The organism is Gemmatimonadales bacterium (genome assembly GCA_019637315.1).
Classification (GTDB): domain Bacteria; phylum Gemmatimonadota; class Gemmatimonadetes; order Gemmatimonadales; family GWC2-71-9; genus SHZU01.
In genome coordinates, this window is sequence record JAHBVU010000004.1 from 24,165 (window position 1) to 45,255 (window position 21,091).

Here is a 21,091-nt window from a genome sequence, read left to right on the forward strand (position 1 = left end):
CGACCATCAGCCGCAAGCGCCCGCATCATGCCCTTTGTGTCTCCTGAAGCCCTGCTCACCCTGGGTCACATTGCCGGCGCGGCGCTGGTCACGGGGCATGTCTTGCTCACCAAGAAAGAGGTCCGCGCAGCGATCGGCTGGACCGGACTGGCCTGGCTGGCGCCGATCGTCGGGCCGATTGTTTACCTCTTCTTTGGCATCAACCGAATCCGCCGCGCCGCCGGTCGAATCCGCGAGGCCCGCGATCTTCACACGGCAGAGCGGCGCGCGATGGTGCTGTCTCCCGGCGGGTTGGCAGTACCGGCATCGTTACGCCCGGCGGTGCCGGACAGTTGGCAGCCACTGGCAACGCTGACAGGCAATCTCGCGCTGGAGCCACTGGTTGCCGGCAACAGCATCGCACCGCTGGAGGACGGCGACCAGGCGTACCCAGCGATGCTGGCTGCGATCGAGGAGGCCGAGCGCAGCATCGGCCTCGCCACCTACATCTTCGATCGCGGAGACGTTGGAGGCCAGTTCGTCGACGCCCTGGCGAGGGCTCACCAGCGCGGCGTCGAAGTACGGGTCCTGATCGACGGGGTCGGCGCACGGTACAGTCGACCCTCGATCGTCAGAGACCTTCGACGGCAGGGTGTCCGCGTAGCCGAGTTTCTACCGCCGCTGCTGCCGCTGCCAAACCCATACTTCAATTTGCGCAGCCATCGCAAGATCCTGACGATCGACGGGCGCATCGGCTTTTCCGGCGGCATCAACATTCGCGATGCGTGTGTGCTGGCCATCCCGTCCAAGCTGCCGACTCGCGACCTTCACTTTCGCCTGCACGGCCCGATCGTGCGCCAGCTCCAGGAGACGTTCGCATTCGATTGGCGCTTCGCCACGGCAGAGCGGCTCGATGGCGCCTCGTGGTTCCCCTCGCTCCAGGAGCAGGGCACCATCGTGGCGCGCGGCCTGGCCACCGGCCCCGACGAGTCGGGCGACGTACTGCTGCTGACGCTGCTTGGTGCGCTGGCACACGCCCGTCGCTCGATTCGAATCGTCACGCCCTACTTCCTCCCGGACACGGCGCTTCTCGATGCGTTGCAGGTCGCGGCGCTCCGCGGTGTCGACGTCGAGATACTGCTGCCCCAACGCAGCAATCTGCGCATGGTGCAATGGGCTCAGGGCGCTCAGCTCCTTCGGGTGCTGGAAGGTGGCTGCCGGGTCCTGCTCAACCCCGCGCCATTCGACCATTCGAAGCTGATGGTGGTCGACAGCGGCTGGACCCTGATCGGATCCGCCAACTGGGATCCGCGATCATTACGACTCAACTTCGAGCAGGTGGTCGAGTGCTATTGCGACGACTTTGCCGCTCAGGTCGAGGCAATCATCGCCCGAAAGCGAGTCGGGGCTCGTCAGCTCGACACGGCCGAGATACGCCGCCGTCCGCTGCCGATCCGGTTGCGGGATGGCGTGGCCTGGCTGGCCCAGCCGTACCTGTAGCCCGCCTAACGTGCCGGACTGCCGGCCCAGAACCTGGAAACGAGACGGATCAGCAGCGCGCCGCTCACGAGGAGAACGGCTCCCCAGAAGAGCGCGGGGCCGGTCCGGCCGTACAGGGCGCTTCCGGTGCCGAACAGCGCGGCGTACACCGTCAGGCAACCGAGCACCCAGCCCAGCAACGCCTGCGGCAGGCTGTCGGTCGCGGCGGGCACCCCTGCCCGCGCCCGGATCCGGGCCCAGCCGGGGCCGCCGGGACGCGTGGTGCGGTAGAATCGCTCGAGCGTCGCGTCGTCGACCGGCCTGGTCAGATAGGTGGTCACCACCCAGGCGAGCGTGGTCACCAGCACCGTCGTGATCAGACCAATGTGCGATGCAACCCCGTGCCCCGCCTTGGCAGCCGCAAAGAACGCCAGCGACACCAGGAACGAGCTGACCATCGCGGCGATCTCGCTCCACGCATTGATCCGCCACCAGAACCAGCGCAGCAGGTAGAGCAGGCCGGTCCCGGCGCCGATCGACATCAATAGCTCGAAGGTTCCTTTGGCCGAGTCGAGAACGAGCGTGATCAGCGCCGCCACGACCATGAGCAGTGCCGTCGTGAGCCGGCTGACCGCGACGTAGTGGCGCTCCGACCTGCCCGGCTTGAGGAAGCGCCGATAGCAGTCGTTGACGAGATATGAAGTACCCCAGTTGAGCTGGGTCGTCAGGGTGGAGACATACGCGGCGAGCAGGCTCGCAACCATCAGCCCCAGGACGCCGGCAGGCAGGAACCGCAGCATGGCAGGATAGGCCATGTCGTGGCCCAGCAAGCGGCGATCGACATGAGGAAAGACCTGAGCGATATCATCCAGAGTCGGATAGACCAGGATCGAGGCCAGGCCGACCAGAATCCACGGCCAGGACCGTACCGCGTAGTGCGCCAGGTTGAAGAGAAGCGTGCCTGCCAGGGCATCACGCTCGCTGCGCGCCGCCAGAATGCGCTGCGCGACATAGCTGCCCCCGCCAGGCTCCGAGCCCGGGTACCAGACCGACCACCACTGCACCGTCAGCGGAATCACCAGCACGGTCAGGGTCAGGCCCCAGTCGCCGAAGTCGGGCAGAAAGTTGAGGGTCTTCGGATCAAGCCTGGTTACCAGCCCCGCGAGCCCGCCGACCTCGGGCTGCTGGAGCGCGTAGTACGCCGCCGCCGTCGCGCCGATCAGGGCGATCCCGAACTGGATCATGTCCGTGACCATGACGCCCCAGAGGCCGGCGGTCGCGGCGAAGAGAACGTTGATGACGGCGAGAACCAGCAGGGTCTGACCGACCGGCCAGCCAAGCAGAATATTGGCGATCTTGACCGCGGCGAGGTTGACCGAGGCCATGATGACGCAGTTGAAGAACAGCCCCAGATACACGGCGCGAAAGCCGCGCACCACGGTGGCGGCCTTTCCGGCGTACCGCAGCTCATAGAACTCGAGATCGGTCAGCATGCCGGAGCGACGCCAGAGCTTGGCGTAGAAGAACACGGTGAGCATGCCGGTCAATAGAAATGCCCACCAGACCCAGTTTGCGGCGACGCCGTTTTCCCGAACCAGGTTGGTTACGAGATTGGGGGTGTCGGTGCTGAAGGTGGTCGCGACCATCGACACGCCAATCAACCACCACGGCGCGGCCCGACCCGAGGCAAAGAACTGGGCCGTGTCGGATCCACCGCGCCTGGCGAGCAACAGCGCCGGCAGAAAGGCGATGCCGAGCGAGACCGCAATGATGATCCAATCGAGGGTCACGAGCTGCATGAGCCACGGCTCCGATCCGAGGTAACCACCGAACCTGTCCGGGCCTGTCGCGCCACGGGCAAGGGTCCCAGGCTAAATTGTACGATATGAACCAGGCGACCCGCGACCTTGCTGGACGCTTCGAACTCGAGCTCGCCGGCGCCACCTCCGCGCCGGTGTCGCTCCAGGTGCTCGATACGCCGGTCGGGCCCCTCGTGGCGGCTGCAGTCGACCACGGTTTGGTCCTGCTCGAGTTCGGCAACGAACAGCGGATCGACCGGCAGCTGAGTCTCATCACCCGAGACTTCGGACCGGTGCGGCTCGGCCAGCATCCCGTCATTGCCGCGACGGACCATCAGCTGAGCGAATACTTCGCCGGGACCAGGCAGCAGTTCACGATTCCACTCGAAACCCGGGGTACCCCGTTCCAGCAACGGGTCTGGGCTGCGCTGATGACGATTCCCTACGGGACGACCGTGGCCTACGCCGATATTGCCGACCAGCTCGGCATCAGCAACGGTCAGCGCGCTGTTGGCCTGGCCAACGGTCAGAATCGAATCGCGATCATTATCCCGTGCCACCGGGTCATCGAACGCGGTGGCGGGCTGCGTGGCTACGGCGGGGGCCTCGAGCGCAAGAGGTTCCTGCTCCAACTCGAGGCCCGCCATTCAGATCCGCTGGCCGACACGCCGCTCGGGAGGCAAGCGAGCCGTCTCGGCTAGACGGCCCGCGCGTGCACCGGCTTAGCGCGCAGCGCCCAGAGCCCGGTCGAAAACGTCGAGCGCAAAGTCGACGTCGGCGGACGTGATGCACATCGGCGGCTTGATCCGGAGCACGTTGCCGGCAATCCCGCCCTTGCCGACGAGCAGGCCGTGTTCCTTGGCCGACTCCATCACATCGAGCGTTTCCTGCGGCGCCGGCTCGCGGGTGCCGCGATCGCGGACCAGCTCCACACCCAGCATCAGCCCCTTGCCGCGCACATCTCCCACCAGCGAGTGCGTCGAGGCAAGGCGTTCCAGGCCGGCTTTGAGCCGGGCGCCCTGGACCCGCACGTTCTCCTGCAACCCTTCTTCGTCGATTACCTCGAGCACACCGAGTGCCGCAGCCGACGAGACCGGATTACCAGCAAAGGTGTTGAGGTGGGTTCGGCTCGTCAGCGCCTGTGCCACTTCGGCACGAGTCGTCACCGCCGCGATCGTCTGTCCATTACCCAGCCCCTTGGCCATGGTCACGATGTCGGGTACAACGCCAAAGTTCTGGAAACCCCAGTAGTGCTCACCCGTCCGGCCGAAGCCGGTCTGCACTTCGTCGGCCACGCAAAGGCCGCCATGTTCGCGCACAGCCGCGTACGCCTCTTTGAAGTAGTTCGACGCCGCCGAGGTGACGCCACCGACACCCATGATCGGCTCGCAGATAAACGCGGCAATCTGTCCCGGCGTGGAGAACCGAATCAGGTCGCGCAGCTCGCGCACCGACAAGCTCGCAATTTCCTCCGGCGTTCCGCTGAAGAGGCTCCGATACGGATCGGGGTTGACCGTGTGGTGCACCCCAAAGGCCTGCGGCACCGGGTGCTTCCAGGTGTTGTGTGAGGTCAGTGCCACGCTCGAGGGTGAACCGCCGTGATACGCATTGCGCACCGCGATGACATCGTAGTTCCCAGTGTACAGGCGCGACATCGAGACGGCCAAATCGTTGGCCTCGCTGCCCGTATTGACGAAGTACGTCACGTCGAGCCCGGGTGGCATCTTGGACGCCAGCTTCTTGGCCAGCTGCGGCAGGTTCGGATGCAGGTAAATGGTCGTCGTGTGCTGCAACCGATCGACCTGATCCTTGATGCGCGCGGTGATCTTGGGGTGGCAATGACCGCAGGATACCGTCACGATTCCGGCGAAGAAATCGAGATAGCGCTTGCCCGTCTCGTCCCAGACGTACTGCATGTGACCTTCGACGATCATCAGCGGCTCGCGATACAGATGGAGCAGCGACGGGTGCAGGTACTGCTGCCGCATCGCCCACACCTCGGCGCGGGACGGGCCCTCATAGGGCCGAGGCCGGTGCGAGGTGGGTGGCAGGGTCAAAGGCGCAATGGCGGTCATATTGGTCTCAGCTCATCCAGTTGGTGCCGGCTTCACGATGCCACTTGATGGTCGTCTTCCGACTCTTGGTCCAGAACTCGATCGAACCGTGCCCGGTGATGTCACCGACGCCAAACTTCGACTCGTTCCAGCCGCCGAACGAAAATGGCTCACGCGGCACCGGCACACCGACGTTGACGCCGATCATCCCGGCGTGCGCCTTCGAGGCAACATACTTGGCCACGCCGCCGCTCTCGGTGTAGATCGAGGCCGCGTTGCCGTAGGGCGAGGCGTTCTCGACTTCGAGGGCCTCGTCGACATCCTTGGCGCGGACGATGGCCAGCACCGGACCGAACACCTCTTCCTGGGCAATCCGCATGTCCGGTGTAACCCGATCGAGCACGGTGGGCCCGACGTAGAAGCCCCCTTCCTTGCCGGGCACCGAAACGCCGCGGCCATCGAGCAGCACTTGCGCACCGGCCGCCTCTGCCTCGGTGATGTAGGCTTCGATCCGTCGCTTGGCCTCGGCGGAAATGACCGGGCCGAGTGTCTTACCGGGCACCAGGGTCTTGGCCACCTCGACCATGCGCGCAATGACCGGATCGGTGTCCGCAACGGCCACCATCACCGACGCCGCCATGCAGCGCTGCCCGGCGCAGCCCGCCATCGAGGCGACGATATTGCCCGCCGCCATTTCGCGATCGGCGTCCGGCATCACGATCAGATGATTCTTGGCGCCACCCAGGGCGAGGACACGCTTCAGATTCGCGGAGCCGCGGCGATAGACGACCTTGGCCACGGCCGTGCTGCCCACGAAGCTGATTGCTTCGATGTCGGGATGATCGCAGATGGCTTCGACCGCTTCGCGACCACCCTGCACCACGTTCAGAACCCCCGCGGGCAGGCCTGCTTCTGCGAGGAGCTCCGCCGTCCGAATGGCCGACAGGGGCACCACCTCGGAGGGCTTCAGGATCATGGTGTTGCCGAGCGCGAGAGCGTTAGGCACCGTCCAGTGCGGCACCATGCTCGGGAAGTTGAACGGCGTGATCGATGCCACGACACCCAGCGGCCAGCGATCGATTCGGCAGTCGACGCCGCGACTGACTTCGAGAATTTCGCCCGAGGCCAGTTGCGGCAGCGAGCAGGCGAATTCGACGCATTCGATCGCCCGCTCCACCTCGGCCTTGGCCTCGCCGAAGACCTTGCCGTTCTCTTCGACGATCAGTGCGGCGAGCGACTCGATGTCGCGCTCGAGCAGGGCTTTGTAGCGGAAGAAGACCTGGACCCGCTCCTTGATCGGGGTCGCGGACCATTTCCGGAAGGCCACCTTGGCGGTCTGGACGGCGTGGTCGAGCTCAGCGGCCGTCGACAGGGAAACCTTTGAGATGACGGAGCCGACGCTCGGATCGGTGACGTCGAGCAGTGCGGCGGATGCATCCGTTGTCGCGCCGCCGATATAGTTGGTTATGACTGGGTATTTCATTTGCGCGGGAATGAGGAGACCTGTAATGTGCCTACCCTGAGCCTGGAACGCTACCGATATACCGCCCTGGAGCACCCATGACCGAACCCTGGAACCTGGCCGCGTCGACTTGGGACGACGTCCGATCGAATCGCTACGAGGTGGCGGTGCTGCCATGGGGGGCCACCGAGGCTCATAACCATCACCTTCCCTACGCGACCGACACGATCCAGTCGGACGCGGTTGCGCTCGAGGCGGCACGGAAGGCCTGGGACAAGGGCGGGCGCGCCATCGTCCTGCCCGCCATCCCGTTCGGGGTTCAGACCGGGCAGCTGGATATTCCGTTCTGCATCAACCTGAATCCGAGCACCCAGGCGATCATCCTGGCGGATATTATCCGGAGCGTCGAGCCTCACGGGATCCGAAAGCTGGTCATCCTGAACGGCCACGGCGGCAACGACTTCAAGCAGATCATTCGGGAACTGCAGGCCGAGACCGAGATCCTGCTGAGTCAGGTCAACTGGTACCTCGTCGCGGATGGGCGGCACGTCTTCGACGAGCCGGGCGATCACGCCGGCGAACTCGAGACGAGTGTGATGCTGTCGATTGCCCCCGCGCTGGTCCGACCCCTCGACACGGCAGGGCCCGGCGCCGCTCGGCCCTTCCGGATTCAGGCCTATCAGGAAAAGTGGGCCTGGACGCCGAGAGAATGGACCAAGGTGACAGACGACACCGGGGTGGGCGACCCCAAGGCGGCGACCGCTGAGAAGGGGCGGCGGTTCGCGGAAGCGGTTACCGATCGACTGGCAGATTTCCTTGTGGACCTGACCCGGCTCTCGAGCTCGGACCACCTGTATGGGCCGAGTGTGCCTGCCTGACCAACCGGTATCGACCGGACAACGATGCCTCGAACAGGACCGACGCGGGCAGATGTGGCACCGCACCGGTCCCGACTACCTTCCAGCGCGCCCCGGATCGGTGGGCGCCCTATGAACTATCGGTACCTACGGAGCTGTCGCGACGCATGAGTATCTACGACTTCACGGTGACCACCATCGACGGCCGCGAACAGTCGATGGCAGATTACGCGGGCAAGGTGCTGCTGATCGTCAACGTGGCGAGCAAGTGCGGCTATACCAAGCAGTATGCGGGACTCGAGGCCCTCTATCGCAAGCACGCCGAGGATGGCCTCGTGATCCTGGGCTTTCCCTGCGATCAGTTTGGCCACCAGGAACCCGGGACCGAAGCCGAGATCGCCGAGTTCTGCCGTCTCAACTACGACGTCACCTTCCCGATGTTTGCCAAGGTGGAGGTCAACGGAAAGGACGCACACCCGCTGTTCAAGTACCTCAAGGCGGCCAGAAAAGGCGTGCTGGGGTCGGAGCGCATCAAGTGGAATTTCACCAAGTTCCTGGTGGGCCGGGATGGCACCGTGATCGAGCGCTACGCATCGAGTGACACGCCGGAGGCGATCGAACCTGACCTGTACCTGGCATTGCCGGACCCGTAAGCATCGAGCGCACTAACCGACTGATTACCTGAGTATCCATGCAGGTCCCACGGACGGGCGGTTCTATCCCCGCCCGCTCCGCACTGGACACCCCCCGCCATAGACGGTAGCATAAAGCAGCTCACACGCACCGGCCAAACAGGAGGGTCCTATGAGCTGTGCATCCGCTTCCATCCGATGGTTGCCGTGGGCGGTGCTGGCTGCGGCCGGCTGCGGACAGACACAAGCCGCGGGTGATGCGTGGCGCGTGGAGCGCACAACGGTGGATGGCGTCCAGATCGTCCGGTCGCTGGGCGGCAGCACGTGGCAGCGCAGTCCGCAGCTGGTGGAGGAGCTCACCTTCGGCGTGGCGGATGGCGCGCAGGAGTACATGTTCGGGCAGATCAGTTACATCGCACCGGACGGGCGTGGAGGCGCCTACGTACTCGATGGCCAGGTACCGGTACTTCGGCACTATGACTCAACGGGGTCGTACACCAGGACCATTGGCCGTGCCGGCAGCGGGCCGGGTGAGTACCAGAGTCCCGCTATGGGGCTCGCCGTCCTGAGCGACGACCGAATCGTGCTCCTCGACCCCCGCAACGCACGATTCAACGTTTACTCGCCAGACGGAACGATACTGCAGCATTGGCCACGACCGAGCGGATTGTTCACCAACCGGGCGATGTACGTCGATACTGCAGACCATATCTACACCCGGGTGGTGGCCGGCATGATGCAGCCTGGCGAGCCGATGCCCCCGATTGGCTTGCTGCGCCTCTCACCCCAAGGCGAGACTTTGGACACGATCCCCGCCCCTCCGTTTCCCGGCGAGCCTTCTGGTAGTGCCGGGATACTGGCACCCGCTAAGATCTGGGAGCTGCATCGAGACGGGTATCTCGTCGTCGGAGTCAGCGATCGTTACGCCATCGAGTTGCGGAAACCTGAAGGAACGATCCGGATCGAGAAGGCGGCGGAACGGATACCGGTGAATCAGGAGGAGCGAGCGGAGCGCGAAGCCCACACTGCGTACCTTACGAAGCGGTCTGGCGGTCGCGGCCCTGCCCTGGGGCCTGTCCCCGGCATGAAGCCATACTTCCAGGCCTTCTATGCCGGCAGCGATGGTACCATCTGGGTGCGACTGCATCAAGCGGGGATCCGGCGGGACCGCCCGCTCGGCGGCGGGACCGGACCTGATGCGCCACCCCAGATTGCCTGGACCGAGCCAATCGTCTTCGACGTGTTCGAACCCGATGGGACCTACCTGGGCGAAGTCCACGTGCCGCAGGGCACCACATTGCACACCTTCTCCCGCGGACGACTCTGGGCCACCCGAGAGGGGGAACAGGGCGAGATCGTGGTCACCCGGCTGCGACTCGTCGAACCGACCCCCTAGGCACCGCGCAGCCGCACGTGCTGCGCACCGCGTCCGGTCAGCAGAGTCAGCTCACTCGGACACGCGCGGAAACTCGACCAGGTTGGCCCGACCATTCGAGGCCAGGACCGCGGTTGCGCGACCGGCGCGGGACATCACGAACCGCAGCGTGGTCCCGGCTGCGCGGTAGCCGTGCTCGAAGACCGGTTCGAGCTGGATCGGCGCCAGGCTGCGCTGCACCAGCCAAAGCTCGGACCCGCGCAGCTCGACCCACCAGGTCCGGTCGAGCTCTCCGCTGCGATACGCGCCAACATATCGCGACAACTGACGGGGCTCCGTAGCCGCCGGCGCCTGTCTGAGGTAGCGGGTTCCACCGTCCCCGACGACGAGCGCCACCGGCTCACCGCGCGACCCCCGTTCGACCCGCACCTCACTGTCCCCCACCAGCAGTCGATCGGCTCCCAGGGAACGGATTGCACCCCCGGCGCCTCCCTGCATCGTCAGACCGTTCGTCGTCTGAGTCACGCGAATCAGAGCGTCGTTGCTCGGATCACGATAGGTTCCGATCAGCGCAGCCGCTTCTTCCGCAGCGACCGGCTCGGCGGTCCTCAGCTCGGGAACCGGGCCGAGACCGGTCACGACCCGATCGGCCACGAGGCGCGCCAGCCGATCGGGGTTGGCATTGCCTCCGTTGCACAGCACGGCGATCCCGACCCGATCGCCGGGGAACTGGAGCAGCTGGGCACGATAACCGCCGGTTGCCCCGCCGTGATGCAGGACGTCGACCCCACGATAGCGATCGACCGTGATACCCGAAGCGTAGCTGACCGTATCTCCCGACGCGAGCACGGCGCGCTCGCGCATCCGCTCGATCAGCCGGCGATTGCCGACAACGGGATTCCAGTAGTTACCGGTCCAGCGCGCCAGATCCTCGACCGTGGTCATCACGGCGGTCGACCCGACGATGGCGTGATTGGGTTGATCGAGACGCCACGCGCCACGACCCGACGGGCTGTAGCCCAGCGCGCGGCCTTTGACGATCTCGAATGGATTGCCACGCACCGAACTCCGGGTCATCCCGAGCGGTCCAAAAATCCGTTCCGCCGCGAAGATTTCCCACGGCACCCCGCTGACCCGGGTCACGATGGTTGCCAGCAGCACATAGCCGGTGTTGCTGTAGAGGTACGCCCTGCCGGGTTCGAAGTTGAGTCGGCGCTGCCCGGCAATCAGGGCCAGCACCCGCGCTTCGTCGAACTGGTCCCCGCCACGCCATCCCGTCATCGAAAGCAGAGAGGCGTAGTCTCGGAGGCCGCTGGTGTGATGCATCAGGTGGCTGATCCGGATCGGGCCACCGAGATCCGGCAGCTCCGGCAGGTAGCGGCGCACGTCGTCGTCCAGCCGGAGCTTGCCTTCGTCCGCCAGGAGCTGAATCGCGAAGGTGACGAACTGCTTCGAGGTCGAACCGATATTGAAGATCGTGACGGGGCCAATCAGGGCGCCGGACTCGAGATCGGCCAAACCATACCCGCGGGCCAGTTCGATCTGGCCGTCCCGGGAGACGCCAACCGCGCAACCCGGCCCGGCGGTCCGCTTCTGCTCAGCGAAGATCGAATCGACGGCTGCGGTATAGGCAGGCAGCGGTTGCGCCGCGACCGAGGGCCCGGCGGCGACCGTCAGGCCCAGTCCCAGAAGGATTGCGCGCATAGCAAACTCTCGCATGATCACCCTCGAAGCACAGGACGAGTGAGACAGGTCGGACCACCTTCGGCCTTGAGTGAAAGCTCGGCGCCACGGTACACCGCCACCCGGCACCCGGCCGCTTCGAGCCGAGTCCGAGTGACCGGGTTACCCTCCAACATGAGGCACTCACGCGGAGCAAGCGCCAGGACATTGGTGGCCATGGTGTGGAACTCGCCTTCCGGCACATCGATGAGGCGAACGCCTCGACCTTCGAGCAACTGCACGAACGGCACCGGCATCAGGGCCGGGTAACCGACGGCGAGATCAGCATCGACCATGCTGATCAGCGACATCAGATGAAGACAGGCTTCGGGTCCAGTATAGTAGGGCAGCTCGACCGGCACGACGTCGACCGCCGCGCCGAGTGCCGCCTTGATCTGACGGGCGCCCTCACGATTGGTCCGGAACCCGATCCCGACCGCCAGGGTACCTTCGTCGATCCACAGCAGGTCGCCACCCTCGGCCAGTGCACTGCCATCGAGGCGGGCCAGGATGGGCACTCCGGCTTTTGTCAGAGTGGCGCCTAACGCCTCCTCTTCGCCACGACGCAAGGGCTTGCCCATCCGCAGCAGGATGGCGCCGGCATCGGTAATCAGCGCCGGGTCGTGGCAGAAGATGGCATCGGCATGGTCTGGGAGCGGCTCGTCATGGAGGATGACCTCACCGCCCCGGGCCGAGAGAATCGACACCAGGGCGGCGTGCTCATGAAGGGCGGCGCTGAGGTCGGGCCGCGACGTGTAATGCCAGACGGTCGGATCGGCGGCGCCGAACGCCGCATCGGGCCGGCGCACCACCACACGCCGGAGCTGCCCCCACATCGTCTGACCACCATACGTCTTCATCGGCGGCTGCTCCGATCCTTCGGATAGACTCCAAACCTAATCGAGGCGGTTGGGCGGCTTCACGGCCATCGGTATAATCCTCTCGCGCAGACAACCCATGCGCTGAGCCATTACGCGGTCGTCCCGTTACCGGACTTCACCATGTCGTCGCCCCTTGCCGGCCTCACCGTTCTCGACTTCAGCCACGCCCTGGCCGGTCCGTACTGCACCATGCTGATGGCCCGCTACGGAGCCACGGTGATCAAGGTCGAGGATACGAATACCGGGGACATGGGACGCACTTGGGGCCCGCCGTTCCTGGGCGGCGAGGCATCGTATTTCCTCGGCCTCAACGGCGGCAAGCGCGGGATTGCCATCGACCTCAAGAACGCGGAGGGCCGAGCGCTCTGCAAGCGGTTGATCGAACGGGCCGACATCGTGATCGAGAACTTTCGTCCTGGCACCATGGATCGACTCGGCCTCGGCTACCCGGTTGCCCGCGAGCTCAATCCGCGCCTGATCTACTGCTCGATCTCGGGCTATGGCCAGACCGGGCCGCGTCGCGACGACCCGGCGATGGATCTCATCCTGCAGGCGGCCAGCGGTTTGATCAGTGTGACGGGAACGACCGACGGCGAGACCGCCCGCTGCGGACACTCGGTGGCCGACATCACGGCCGGCATGTTCGCGCTGATCGGCGCCATGTTCGCGCTCCGCGCGCGCGAGTCGACCGGCGCCGGCCAGTACGTCGACGTCTCGATGCTCGATGGCATGATCTCGGCCATGGCGTCGAACTACGCCAACTTCTTCGGATCGGGCACGACGCCCCGGCCCTGGGGCACCGGCTTCGGCACCATCGTGCCCTATGCCTGCTATCCGACCGCCGACCGCGAAATCGCACTGGCCGTGGCGAGCGAGAAACTCTGGCGCGCGTTCTGTCAGGCACTCGATCGACCCGAGTGGATCGACCACGAGCGGTATCGAACCAATGCCTTGCGGATTGCGCACCGGGCCGAGCTGGAGCCCCTGATTGCCGAGGTCCTGACCACCAGAACCGCGAGCGAGTGGATCGAGACCTTCCGCACGACAGGCGTACCCGCCACACTGGTGAACACGCTCGACGACGTTGCCAACGACCCCCAGTCGTCAGAGCGTGAGATGTTTCCCGTGGTGGATCACCCGACCGCCGGGCCAATCCGGGTCACTGGCGCACCGCTCAAGCTGAGCGACACGGAATGCACCCCGCTCGACCCCGCCCCCTTTCACGGCCAGCACACCGCGGGAGTGTTGCGCGACCTCCTCGGCCTCTCTCCTGACGACCTCGAACGGTTGACCCGGCAGGGAACGATTCGTCAGCACAGCGTGCGCAGCTGACAGTACGCGGATTCCCTACACGCCCTTGGCAAGGTAGCTTCGCAGCGCCGTGATCGCGCGGTCGATCTCGGCTGGGCTGTTGTAGAAGTGCGGCGAGAAGCGGATCCCCGGACGATCGGTGCCGCCCCGGGTCGCGACGACGATCCGGTCCTGCTGGTAGAGCGCTGCGGCAAGCCGAGTCGGATCGAGCGTGCCGGGGCGCAGTGCGACAACCGCAGCGCTCCTCGCAGGATCGCGACTGGTCCAGAGCTCTACGCCAGGCAGCTCGGCCAACCCCTGCCGCAGCCGGTCCGCCAGCATCAGGGCGCGACGCTCGATGGCTGCCATCCCGATGCCGCGGAGAAAAGCGACTGGACGGTCGAGTACGGCGAGGGCCGCCTCATCACGCTGGCCCATGGCCTCGAGCGTACGGGAAATGCCGACTTTGCCGCCGTACAAGCTGACCACCGACGGGGCGATCCGGTCATGCACCGCACGATTGAGATACAGGATGCCTGTTTCCTTCGGGCCACAGAGCCACTTGTGAATCGAGGCGCTGTAGAAATCAGGGCCGATCCGACGGAGGTCTAAATCGAAGAGTCCGACGGTCTGCGCGCCGTCGACCATCGACAGCACATTCCGCTCGCGCGCCAGGCGACAGAGCGCCTCCGCGGGGTAGCGGTCGCCGACAGTATTGGTGACATGCGTGAATGCCAGCACCCGGGTCCGCGGCGTCAGCGCCCGCGCGACGGCTTCGAGATAGTACCCGTCTCCCGGGTGGGGGCTCACGACCGGCACGGTCACGACGGTAAACCCGAAACGAGCCGCCTTGACTCGCCAGGCTGCCTCGTTGCTGGGATGATTGTCGCTCAGCACCACGACCTCATCGCCCTGTGACAGGCTGAGACCGCTCGAGACGAGGTTATTGCTCTCGCTCGTGTTTCGGGTCATCAGGATCTCGTCCGCACCGACCGACAGGAAATCGGCGATGGCCTGGCGAGATACCTCGCGGCGCTCGGCGAGCTTAGCCCGCATGATCGGCGAAGGGTCGGCATCGAGCTGCTGCGAGGTTGCGATCAACGCCTGCGCACCCTCAGCCGACACCGGACACAAGTTGGCCGCGTTCATGAAGGCCAGATCGGCGGGTAGCACCATCCGCCGCCGGACCTCGGCCCAGTAAGCCTCGTCCGGATCGGATGGAGCCGGCGGCAAGGGGCGCTGCACCGCAAGGAACTCGCGCTCGCTGCGAAACGTGCTGCCCAGCCATGGCACCCCGGCAACCGCAGCCAGCCGGGTAAAGCTTCTCCGCGACAACGTCATCGTCCGCACTCCTCGCGTATCCGCAGTTCCGAACTCAACCCGCTCTGTCTTCCTTTGATAGCACGAGATCCAGCCGGCGCAACGCCGCTTCCAGCCGGCCGATCATCTCCCCCATCTCGTCGGGCGTCGTCACGAACGGCGGGGCCAGGCAGACGATGTCACCATTGGTGCCGTCGGCCTGCCCGCCACTGGGCCAAATCACGAGCCCCTCCTCCAGCGCAAGCTCCGCAAGACGCTCGGCCGCTCGCGCAGTTCTCGGCAATGGCCGCTTGGTCCGCTGATCTGCCACCAGCTCGATACCGGCCAGCATCCCGCGCCCTCGGACGTCACCGACCAGAGGATGCCCCCGGAAACGTTCCAGCATGGCATGCAGCTCAGAGCCCCGCTGCCGGCATTGCGCCAGCAGATCGTGCTGCCGGATATACCGGACGACGGCTAAACCGGCGGCGCACATCATCGGCGTATGCGTAAAAGTCTGCGCGTGCAGCACCGCACCGGATCGGCGTGCAATCGGGTCGAGCACTCGCTCCGGGGCCGCCACCGCAGCGAGCGGAGCGTAGCCACCGCTGATTCCCTTGCCCATCACCATCAGGTCCGGGACGACGCCGTACGGCTCCACCGCCGACCAGGTTCCGGTCCGCCCGGCGCCAACCAGGACCTCATCCGCAACCCACAGGATCCGGTGCTGGTTGCAGATCTCCCGAATGGTTGCCCAGTACTCGGGGCGCGGCACCGACGCGCCGGTCGACGACCCTCCGACGGTTTCACCGATAAAGGCGGCGATCGTGTCCGCCCCCTCACGCCGGATGACCTCCTCCAGCAGGCGGCCGGTGCATCGGGGACAATCGGGCCCGCCGCCGCAAAGACAGCGGTAGGCGTAGGGCGCCGGCATCTGAACCGTCGGCACCAGCCATTCCGAGAAGATCGATCGATAGCTGCCCCGCGCCGACACAGACAGGGCCAGCAGCGTGTTGCCGTGATAGGCCGGGGCGAGCGCAATGATCTTGTGCTTCGTCCGAATCCCGGACTCTACCCAATGCTGGCGGGCCAGTTTGAGCGCGGCTTCGACCGCGTCCGACCCGCTCGACAGAAAGAAGAGCTTGTCGAGGTCGCCGGGGAGCAGGGCGGCCAGTTCCGCAGCAAGCGACTCTGCGGCGTCATTGGTGAACATCATGCCACTGACATACGCCAGCTGGCGGATCTGATTCGCTACCGCATCGACGACTTCGGGCAGACCATGCCCCAGGTTCGCGACGTAGGCCCCTCCGGAACCGTCGAGGTAGTCTTTCCCGGTATCGTCGTACAGTCGTGCCCCGGCGCCCCGGACGATCTTCGGAAAGGGGCGGTCGAAGCGCCGGTACAGCAGCGCCGTCTCAGGGTAGCGATAGCTCATGGGATTGCTCTAGCTTAACCCCGGTTCCGCTGATCGAACAGCGGACGCAACGACGGCTTCGACCGGCCCCTGACGGATGCAAACTTCGACTCCGATACTGTTGGCTGCGCTGGTCGTGACCGGCGCCGGCTGTCGTCCCGCACGGCCAGCTGACCTCGTCCTCCGGAGCGTCGCCGTCTACACCATGGCGACGCCGGATACGGCCGAGGCCGTTGCCATCCGCAGTGGAAAGATCGTCTATGTCGGGGACAATGCCGGGGCGGATCGGCTGATCGGCGATTCGACCGAGGTGCTCGACCTGGCGGGCAGGATGGTCATGCCCAGCTTCCGTGACATCCACGTGCACCCGCAAGCCGGCGCCGCGTTGGGGGAGTGTCAGCTCGGCAGCCTCACCACGCCTGCAGCTATCGTCGATGAGGTGCGGCGGTGTGTTGCAGCCACTCCGCCGGGCAACTGGGTGCGCGGCCATGGCTGGCAGTTGCCGGTGTTTCCGGGTGCCAACCCGCACAAGCGCCTGCTCGATTCGGTGGCGCCCGACCACCCGGTCGTCCTGGTTGCGGCGGACGGCCATTCCACCTGGGTCAATTCCCGCGCCCTCGCGGCGGCTGGGATCGACCGGGCCACGCCCGATCCGGCGGGAGGGCGGATCGAACGAGATCCCTCGGGTGAGCCGTCCGGCACGTTGCGTGAAAGGGCTGCGCACCTGGTAAGGCGTCATCTGCCCGGGCGCACGGAGGCCCAGTTGCGAGAGGGCATTCGACAGGCGCTGACGCTGGCAAATCGCTATGGCATCACGGCAGTCCACGATGCCTCGGTCGGGTTGGACGCCCTAGCTGCATACGCCGGTCTCGACCGTGACGGCGAGCTGACGGCCCGGGTGGTGGCGGCACAGTATGTCGACCACGAAGGCGGTCTCGACCAGGTGGATTCGCTGGCCGCCCGACGTAAGCGGTTTGCCGGCACCCGCTACTTCCGGCCCGACGCGGCCAAGCTCTTTGCCGACGGCGTCATCGAAGCAGGCACCGCGGCGCTGCTCGAGCCCTACACCGGAACCGCCAGCCGGGGCACCGCACACTTCCGACCGGGGCAGCTCGACTCGCTGGTCGCGGCGCTCGATCGAGCCGGGATTCAGATTCACATCCACGCCATCGGCGATCGGGCCGTACGGCAGAGTCTCGACGCCATCGAGTGGGCGCGCGGTTCCAGCGCAGCGCTGAAACACCCGCCAATTCTGGCCCACCTCCAACTGATCGACCCTGCCGACATTCCCCGATTCGCCTCACTCGGCGTGGTGGCCGGTTTCCAGCCGCTCTGGGCTTACGCCGATGAGTACATCACAGAACTGACCGAACCGGTACTCGGGCCGGACCGGTCCCGCTGGCTGTATCCAATCGGGACGCTGGCTCGTAGCGGGGCGGTCATCGCGGCCGGAAGCGACTGGAGCGTGTCGTCACTCAATCCGCTCGAGGCAATCCAGGTCGCCGTGACCCGACTTCCCCTCGACGCGGGTGAGACCAGCCCGGCCTGGCTGCCCACCGAACGGGTCGACCTCACCACGATCCTGCGTGCCTACACGATCGACGGCACCCGCGCCGCTGGAGAAGCCAAGCGCACCGGATCGCTCGAGGTCGGCAAGGCGGCGGATCTGATTGTGATCGACCGAAACCTCTATCGGATACCCGCGACCGAGATCCACCGCGCGCGCGTGCTGCTTACCTTGCTGGACGGACAGTCGGTCTACCGCGATCGGGCACTTCGGTAGCCGCACACCCAGGAATCATGGAGACCAGCGATTCATGACCATGCCGCGACGCGACATTCTGGCGGCTGCCGGGGCCGTATTCGTTACCGGCCTGACCACGCGAAGCGTTTCATTCCTTGCGGGAGGTACCATGTACGGTCTGATTGGAAAAATGAGCGCTGTCCCGGGTCAGCGTGACGCCTTGGCCGCCATCCTGCTCGAGGGGACTGCCCGGATGCCCGGCTGTCTGAGCTACGTCGTTGCCAGCGACCCCGCCGACGCCGATGGCCTTTGGATCACCGAAGTCTGGGACAGCCAGGAGAGTCATCGCGCCTCGCTCACCCTTCCAGCTGTGCAGGAGGCCATCGCCAAGGGACGTCCGATGATTGCCGGGTTCAGCAACCGGGTCGAAACCACGCCACTCGGCGGGCACGGCCTCCGCTGAGTCCCTGCTATTGACCAGGCCGGACCAAGACCATAACGTGAGGGGGTCGGAGACGCACCCACTCCGGAGGCGGGTGTGACAGTACCATTCCGTTCGATCGGCCTGGCCAGTGCGCTGTGCGTCGGGGGAACTGTCCTCGCCGGCCCCGTACTGGCCCAAGAACGTGGTGTTATCAAAGGCGTAGTAGTCAACTTCGACTCCCAGCCTCTCGATCAGGCCAACGTCGAAATTTTTGGGGTCAGGCGTACCCAGGTAACCAATGCAACCGGCGAGTTCCGCTTTGAGGGACTCGAGGGCGGTCCGTATTGGTTCCGGGTCAGGCGTATCGGCCATGCCCCACTCACCTTCAGCATCAGCCTGCCGAGCAACGGCGAACGAGATCTTCGGATCGAGTTGATGGCCGTTCCCTATGAGCTGCCGGAGATTTCCGTTTCGGGTGGAATGACGGACCGGCGCTTCGCCGAGTTCCACTGGCGGCAACGAGCAGGATGGGGGCGGTTCTACACGTCGGACGAAATCAGCAGAACAGGCGCGGTAGAGCTGGTCGACGTGGTCCAACGGGGGCTGCCGATGTTCCCGCGCTACGTGCTGGAACAAGCCGGCGGACTCAACCATGAGCCGTCACTCACGTACATGGGCTTCCCCGGTCTTGGGGAGGCGGGCTACACCTACCAGCGGATGTCGCCCGGATACCTCGGCCAAACCGCGAACTGCCCGCCAGGGCTGTCGATCAACGGCAACTCGGCAATGCCCGGCATTCCTCTGCGGCATATTCGCCTGACCGATGTCGAAGCCGTCGAGGTCTATCGAGCTCGCTGGGTTCCCGATCAGATGCGCAATCCCCAGACGATCTGCGGCCTGATCGTCGTCTGGCTCAAGTAGGGTGCAAGAATCCGCCCTCGGCCGCCCCTGGTATCGTGGGGTCCGGGGGCGTGGTATCTTGTGAGACGGCCCCCAGACAGATGCAGCCGGGGCCTCGGTTTCGCCCTCGTTCCTGAGGCGTGTACTACTGCATCACTGAGGTCCGACCCGATGGAAACACACTCTCTGCCGACACCGCTGAATCGCCGTTCCGCTGTCGCCCACTTGGCGATGGGCCTTGCCGCGCTGACCGGGTGGACCCGGTTGGCTCAGGCACAAACCCAGGCGAAGACTCCGCTCGTGACCTACAAGGATGCCAACTGCGGTTGCTGCGGTGTCTGGGTTGACCACATCAAGGCCAACGGATTCGAGGCGTCGGTTACCGATGTGCCCGATATGCGATCGATCAGGACGCGATACAAGATCCCCGGCAACCTCACGAGCTGCCACACCTCGGTGGTTGGGGGGTATGTCGTCGAAGGGCATGTGCCCGCGTCCGATATTCGACGCCTGCTCAAGGAAAAGCCGCAGGGAATCGTCGGCCTGACCATCCCCGGCATGCCGGCCAGCGCCCCCGGAATGGACATGCAGCCATTCCAACCGTATGAGGTGCTTAGCTTTACGGCTGATGGCAAGACTGCGGTTTTCTCGAAGCACACCAAGGCGTTGTAGTTACAACTACCGTCCTGGCCGCCGCCCTCGGGCTGCGGCCAGGACATCCGCACCCCCGTCCACAATCACCCGGGCCCGCTCAAAGATCGCATGCCACATCGATCGGGTCAGGCGACCCGTATTGGTGTTTTGCCGGCTGGGGTGATAGGACGCCAGCAGCCGCGGACCCGAGGGAAGCGCCGTCTCGACGGCATGGCCAAAGCGCGGTCGATCGGCAGGCCGAAAGCGATCCCACCAACCCGATGCTTTGAGATAGCCGTCGTGGGCCATGCTGCCCAACGTGAGGACGAGTGAGAGCGGCGGGAGCAACTCCAGCTCTTTCGCCAGGTAGTCGCGGCAGTTCGTCAGCTCTTCAGGAGTCGGTTTATTGTCAGGCGGTGCACACCGGGCCACCGCTGTGATCCAGCACGCCGAGAGACCGAGCCCGTCGTCGCGTCCGGTCGAGGTGGCCTGGTTCGCGAAACCAAATCGATGGAGCGCCTCGTAGAGCCAGTCGCCGCTCGAATCACCGGTAAACATTCGGCCAGTGCGATTGGCGCCGTGCGCGGCCGGAGCCAAGCCGACGATGAGGAGTTTTGCGTCGGGATCGCCAAACCCCGGCACCGGCCTGCCCCAATAGTCCTGGTGCCGGAACCTGGCCACCTTGGTCTCGGCAACGAGGGTGCAGTACTTCCGGAGCCGGGAACACCGGTTGCATCGCACGATCGAATGATCGAGCTTGTCGAGGCGGGAACGAGACATGATAAGATGCTAGAACGGCCAGGGACCTCGGGTCAACCAACCCCGGCACGGCCCACGACACCTCCGGAGGCACTGTGAAGCAGATTCTCGCAATGCTGATCCCGATACTTGCGCTGACCATTCCGATCGTCGCCATTGCATCCAACGCCTGGCTCAAGGGACTCAAGCTCAAGGCCGACGCGGCCCGCGAAGGTCTGGGTGGGGGCGCGGATCATCGTCTGGCAGCTCTGGAAGACGAGGTGGCACACCTCCGCAGCGAACTGGTGGAAGCGCAGGAGCGAATCGACTTCACGGAGCGGCTCCTGGCTCGGCGCAGCGACGAGGCTGCGCAACTCAACCGCCCTTCGAACTGAGTCTCCCGGCCGGG

At 65.4% G+C, this 21,091-nt stretch carries 19 protein-coding genes; 11 read left to right on the forward strand and 8 right to left on the reverse strand.

Annotated elements, in window-relative coordinates; translation table 11 throughout:
- Positions 1-27 precede the first annotated feature (27 nt).
- Complete coding sequence (locus KF785_05070) at positions 28-1,479, forward strand: PLDc N-terminal domain-containing protein (GenBank protein MBX3146119.1); 1,452 nt, start codon at positions 28-30, stop codon at positions 1,477-1,479.
- 5 nt (positions 1,480-1,484) lie between these two features.
- Here KF785_05070 and KF785_05075 read toward each other — a convergent pair whose 3' ends face one another.
- Positions 1,485-3,257 carry a Na+:solute symporter gene (locus KF785_05075; GenBank protein ID MBX3146120.1) on the reverse strand — a complete coding sequence of 591 codons (1,773 nt, stop codon included), beginning with the start codon at positions 3,255-3,257 and terminating at the stop codon, positions 1,485-1,487.
- Positions 3,258-3,343: 86 nt separating this feature from the next.
- On the opposite strand from KF785_05075, the gene KF785_05080 reads away from it, so the two are divergent.
- Positions 3,344-3,958 (forward strand): methylated-DNA--[protein]-cysteine S-methyltransferase, encoded by a 615-nt coding sequence (locus tag KF785_05080; protein MBX3146121.1) that lies wholly within the window; start codon positions 3,344-3,346, stop codon positions 3,956-3,958.
- A 21-nt stretch (positions 3,959-3,979) separates the two neighbouring features.
- Here the strand turns inward: KF785_05080 and KF785_05085 are convergent, their stop codons facing one another.
- Both KF785_05085 and KF785_05090 read right to left on the reverse strand, forming a co-directional pair.
- Positions 3,980-5,332, reverse strand: a complete 1,353-nt coding sequence (locus KF785_05085) for an aspartate aminotransferase family protein (GenBank protein MBX3146122.1) — start codon at positions 5,330-5,332, stop codon at positions 3,980-3,982.
- A gap of 7 nt (positions 5,333-5,339) precedes the next feature.
- Positions 5,340-6,794, reverse strand: coding sequence for a CoA-acylating methylmalonate-semialdehyde dehydrogenase (locus KF785_05090; GenBank protein ID MBX3146123.1), 1,455 nt, complete (start codon positions 6,792-6,794; stop codon positions 5,340-5,342).
- A gap of 77 nt (positions 6,795-6,871) precedes the next feature.
- On the opposite strand from KF785_05090, the gene KF785_05095 reads away from it, so the two are divergent.
- The 3 genes from KF785_05095 (at position 6,872) to KF785_05105 (ending at position 9,658) form a co-directional block, all read left to right on the forward strand.
- Positions 6,872-7,651, forward strand: a complete 780-nt coding sequence (locus KF785_05095; GenBank protein ID MBX3146124.1) for a creatininase family protein — start codon at positions 6,872-6,874, stop codon at positions 7,649-7,651.
- A gap of 146 nt (positions 7,652-7,797) precedes the next feature.
- The gene (locus KF785_05100) at positions 7,798-8,283 is read left to right on the forward strand and encodes a glutathione peroxidase (protein ID MBX3146125.1); all 486 of its coding nucleotides are present in this window, start codon (positions 7,798-7,800) and stop codon (positions 8,281-8,283) included.
- Positions 8,284-8,434: 151 nt separating this feature from the next.
- Positions 8,435-9,658: a hypothetical protein gene (locus tag KF785_05105; GenBank protein ID MBX3146126.1), complete on the forward strand. Its 1,224-nt coding sequence runs from the start codon at positions 8,435-8,437 to the stop codon at positions 9,656-9,658.
- 51 nt (positions 9,659-9,709) lie between these two features.
- Here the strand turns inward: KF785_05105 and KF785_05110 are convergent, their stop codons facing one another.
- Both KF785_05110 and KF785_05115 read right to left on the reverse strand, forming a co-directional pair.
- Positions 9,710-11,341 carry a beta-lactamase family protein gene (locus KF785_05110; GenBank protein ID MBX3146127.1) on the reverse strand — a complete coding sequence of 544 codons (1,632 nt, stop codon included), beginning with the start codon at positions 11,339-11,341 and terminating at the stop codon, positions 9,710-9,712.
- A gap of 17 nt (positions 11,342-11,358) precedes the next feature.
- Positions 11,359-12,219: a hypothetical protein gene (locus tag KF785_05115; protein MBX3146128.1), complete on the reverse strand. Its 861-nt coding sequence runs from the start codon at positions 12,217-12,219 to the stop codon at positions 11,359-11,361.
- A 141-nt stretch (positions 12,220-12,360) separates the two neighbouring features.
- On the opposite strand from KF785_05115, the gene KF785_05120 reads away from it, so the two are divergent.
- A complete protein-coding gene (locus tag KF785_05120; protein ID MBX3146129.1) occupies positions 12,361-13,572 on the forward strand; it encodes a CoA transferase in 1,212 nt (403 codons plus the stop codon).
- Positions 13,573-13,587: 15 nt separating this feature from the next.
- Here KF785_05120 and KF785_05125 read toward each other — a convergent pair whose 3' ends face one another.
- Both KF785_05125 and KF785_05130 read right to left on the reverse strand, forming a co-directional pair.
- Complete coding sequence (locus KF785_05125) at positions 13,588-14,871, reverse strand: aminotransferase class V-fold PLP-dependent enzyme (GenBank protein MBX3146130.1); 1,284 nt, start codon at positions 14,869-14,871, stop codon at positions 13,588-13,590.
- Between the two features lie 34 nt (positions 14,872-14,905).
- Positions 14,906-16,264, reverse strand: coding sequence for an aspartate aminotransferase family protein (locus KF785_05130; protein ID MBX3146131.1), 1,359 nt, complete (start codon positions 16,262-16,264; stop codon positions 14,906-14,908).
- Positions 16,265-16,340: 76 nt separating this feature from the next.
- Here KF785_05130 and KF785_05135 point away from each other — a divergent pair, with 76 nt between their 5' ends.
- The 4 genes from KF785_05135 (at position 16,341) to KF785_05150 (ending at position 19,983) form a co-directional block, all read left to right on the forward strand.
- Positions 16,341-18,026 (forward strand): amidohydrolase, encoded by a 1,686-nt coding sequence (locus KF785_05135; protein ID MBX3146132.1) that lies wholly within the window; start codon positions 16,341-16,343, stop codon positions 18,024-18,026.
- Positions 18,027-18,156: 130 nt separating this feature from the next.
- The gene (locus KF785_05140) at positions 18,157-18,450 is read left to right on the forward strand and encodes an antibiotic biosynthesis monooxygenase (protein MBX3146133.1); all 294 of its coding nucleotides are present in this window, start codon (positions 18,157-18,159) and stop codon (positions 18,448-18,450) included.
- Between the two features lie 75 nt (positions 18,451-18,525).
- On the forward strand, positions 18,526-19,332 hold the full coding sequence (locus KF785_05145) for a carboxypeptidase regulatory-like domain-containing protein (protein MBX3146134.1): 807 nt from the start codon (positions 18,526-18,528) through the stop codon (positions 19,330-19,332).
- Between the two features lie 150 nt (positions 19,333-19,482).
- Positions 19,483-19,983: a DUF411 domain-containing protein gene (locus KF785_05150; GenBank protein MBX3146135.1), complete on the forward strand. Its 501-nt coding sequence runs from the start codon at positions 19,483-19,485 to the stop codon at positions 19,981-19,983.
- A gap of 6 nt (positions 19,984-19,989) precedes the next feature.
- Here the strand turns inward: KF785_05150 and KF785_05155 are convergent, their stop codons facing one another.
- Positions 19,990-20,724, reverse strand: coding sequence for a uracil-DNA glycosylase (locus KF785_05155; GenBank protein MBX3146136.1), 735 nt, complete (start codon positions 20,722-20,724; stop codon positions 19,990-19,992).
- Positions 20,725-20,798: 74 nt separating this feature from the next.
- Between KF785_05155 and KF785_05160 the strand changes: the two genes are divergently transcribed.
- Complete coding sequence (locus KF785_05160; protein MBX3146137.1) at positions 20,799-21,077, forward strand: hypothetical protein; 279 nt, start codon at positions 20,799-20,801, stop codon at positions 21,075-21,077.
- Positions 21,078-21,091: the final 14 nt, after the last annotated feature.

What these genes read in the sequence shown, in the direction of transcription:
- KF785_05070 (MBX3146119.1), top strand. Translation starts at nt 28, where the DNA reads ATGCCCTTTGTGTCTCCTGAAGCCCTGCTCACCCTGGGTCACATTGCC.
- KF785_05075 (MBX3146120.1), bottom strand. Translation starts at nt 3,257, where the DNA reads ATGCAGCTCGTGACCCTCGATTGGATCATCATTGCGGTCTCGCTCGGC.
- KF785_05080 (MBX3146121.1), top strand. Translation starts at nt 3,344, where the DNA reads ATGAACCAGGCGACCCGCGACCTTGCTGGACGCTTCGAACTCGAGCTC.
- KF785_05085 (MBX3146122.1), bottom strand. Translation starts at nt 5,332, where the DNA reads ATGACCGCCATTGCGCCTTTGACCCTGCCACCCACCTCGCACCGGCCT.
- KF785_05090 (MBX3146123.1), bottom strand. Translation starts at nt 6,794, where the DNA reads ATGAAATACCCAGTCATAACCAACTATATCGGCGGCGCGACAACGGAT.
- KF785_05095 (MBX3146124.1), top strand. Translation starts at nt 6,872, where the DNA reads ATGACCGAACCCTGGAACCTGGCCGCGTCGACTTGGGACGACGTCCGA.
- KF785_05100 (MBX3146125.1), top strand. Translation starts at nt 7,798, where the DNA reads ATGAGTATCTACGACTTCACGGTGACCACCATCGACGGCCGCGAACAG.
- KF785_05105 (MBX3146126.1), top strand. Translation starts at nt 8,435, where the DNA reads ATGAGCTGTGCATCCGCTTCCATCCGATGGTTGCCGTGGGCGGTGCTG.
- KF785_05110 (MBX3146127.1), bottom strand. Translation starts at nt 11,341, where the DNA reads ATGCGCGCAATCCTTCTGGGACTGGGCCTGACGGTCGCCGCCGGGCCC.
- KF785_05115 (MBX3146128.1), bottom strand. Translation starts at nt 12,219, where the DNA reads ATGAAGACGTATGGTGGTCAGACGATGTGGGGGCAGCTCCGGCGTGTG.
- KF785_05120 (MBX3146129.1), top strand. Translation starts at nt 12,361, where the DNA reads ATGTCGTCGCCCCTTGCCGGCCTCACCGTTCTCGACTTCAGCCACGCC.
- KF785_05125 (MBX3146130.1), bottom strand. Translation starts at nt 14,871, where the DNA reads ATGACGTTGTCGCGGAGAAGCTTTACCCGGCTGGCTGCGGTTGCCGGG.
- KF785_05130 (MBX3146131.1), bottom strand. Translation starts at nt 16,264, where the DNA reads ATGAGCTATCGCTACCCTGAGACGGCGCTGCTGTACCGGCGCTTCGAC.
- KF785_05135 (MBX3146132.1), top strand. Translation starts at nt 16,341, where the DNA reads ATGCAAACTTCGACTCCGATACTGTTGGCTGCGCTGGTCGTGACCGGC.
- KF785_05140 (MBX3146133.1), top strand. Translation starts at nt 18,157, where the DNA reads ATGTACGGTCTGATTGGAAAAATGAGCGCTGTCCCGGGTCAGCGTGAC.
- KF785_05150 (MBX3146135.1), top strand. Translation starts at nt 19,483, where the DNA reads ATGGAAACACACTCTCTGCCGACACCGCTGAATCGCCGTTCCGCTGTC.
- KF785_05155 (MBX3146136.1), bottom strand. Translation starts at nt 20,724, where the DNA reads ATGTCTCGTTCCCGCCTCGACAAGCTCGATCATTCGATCGTGCGATGC.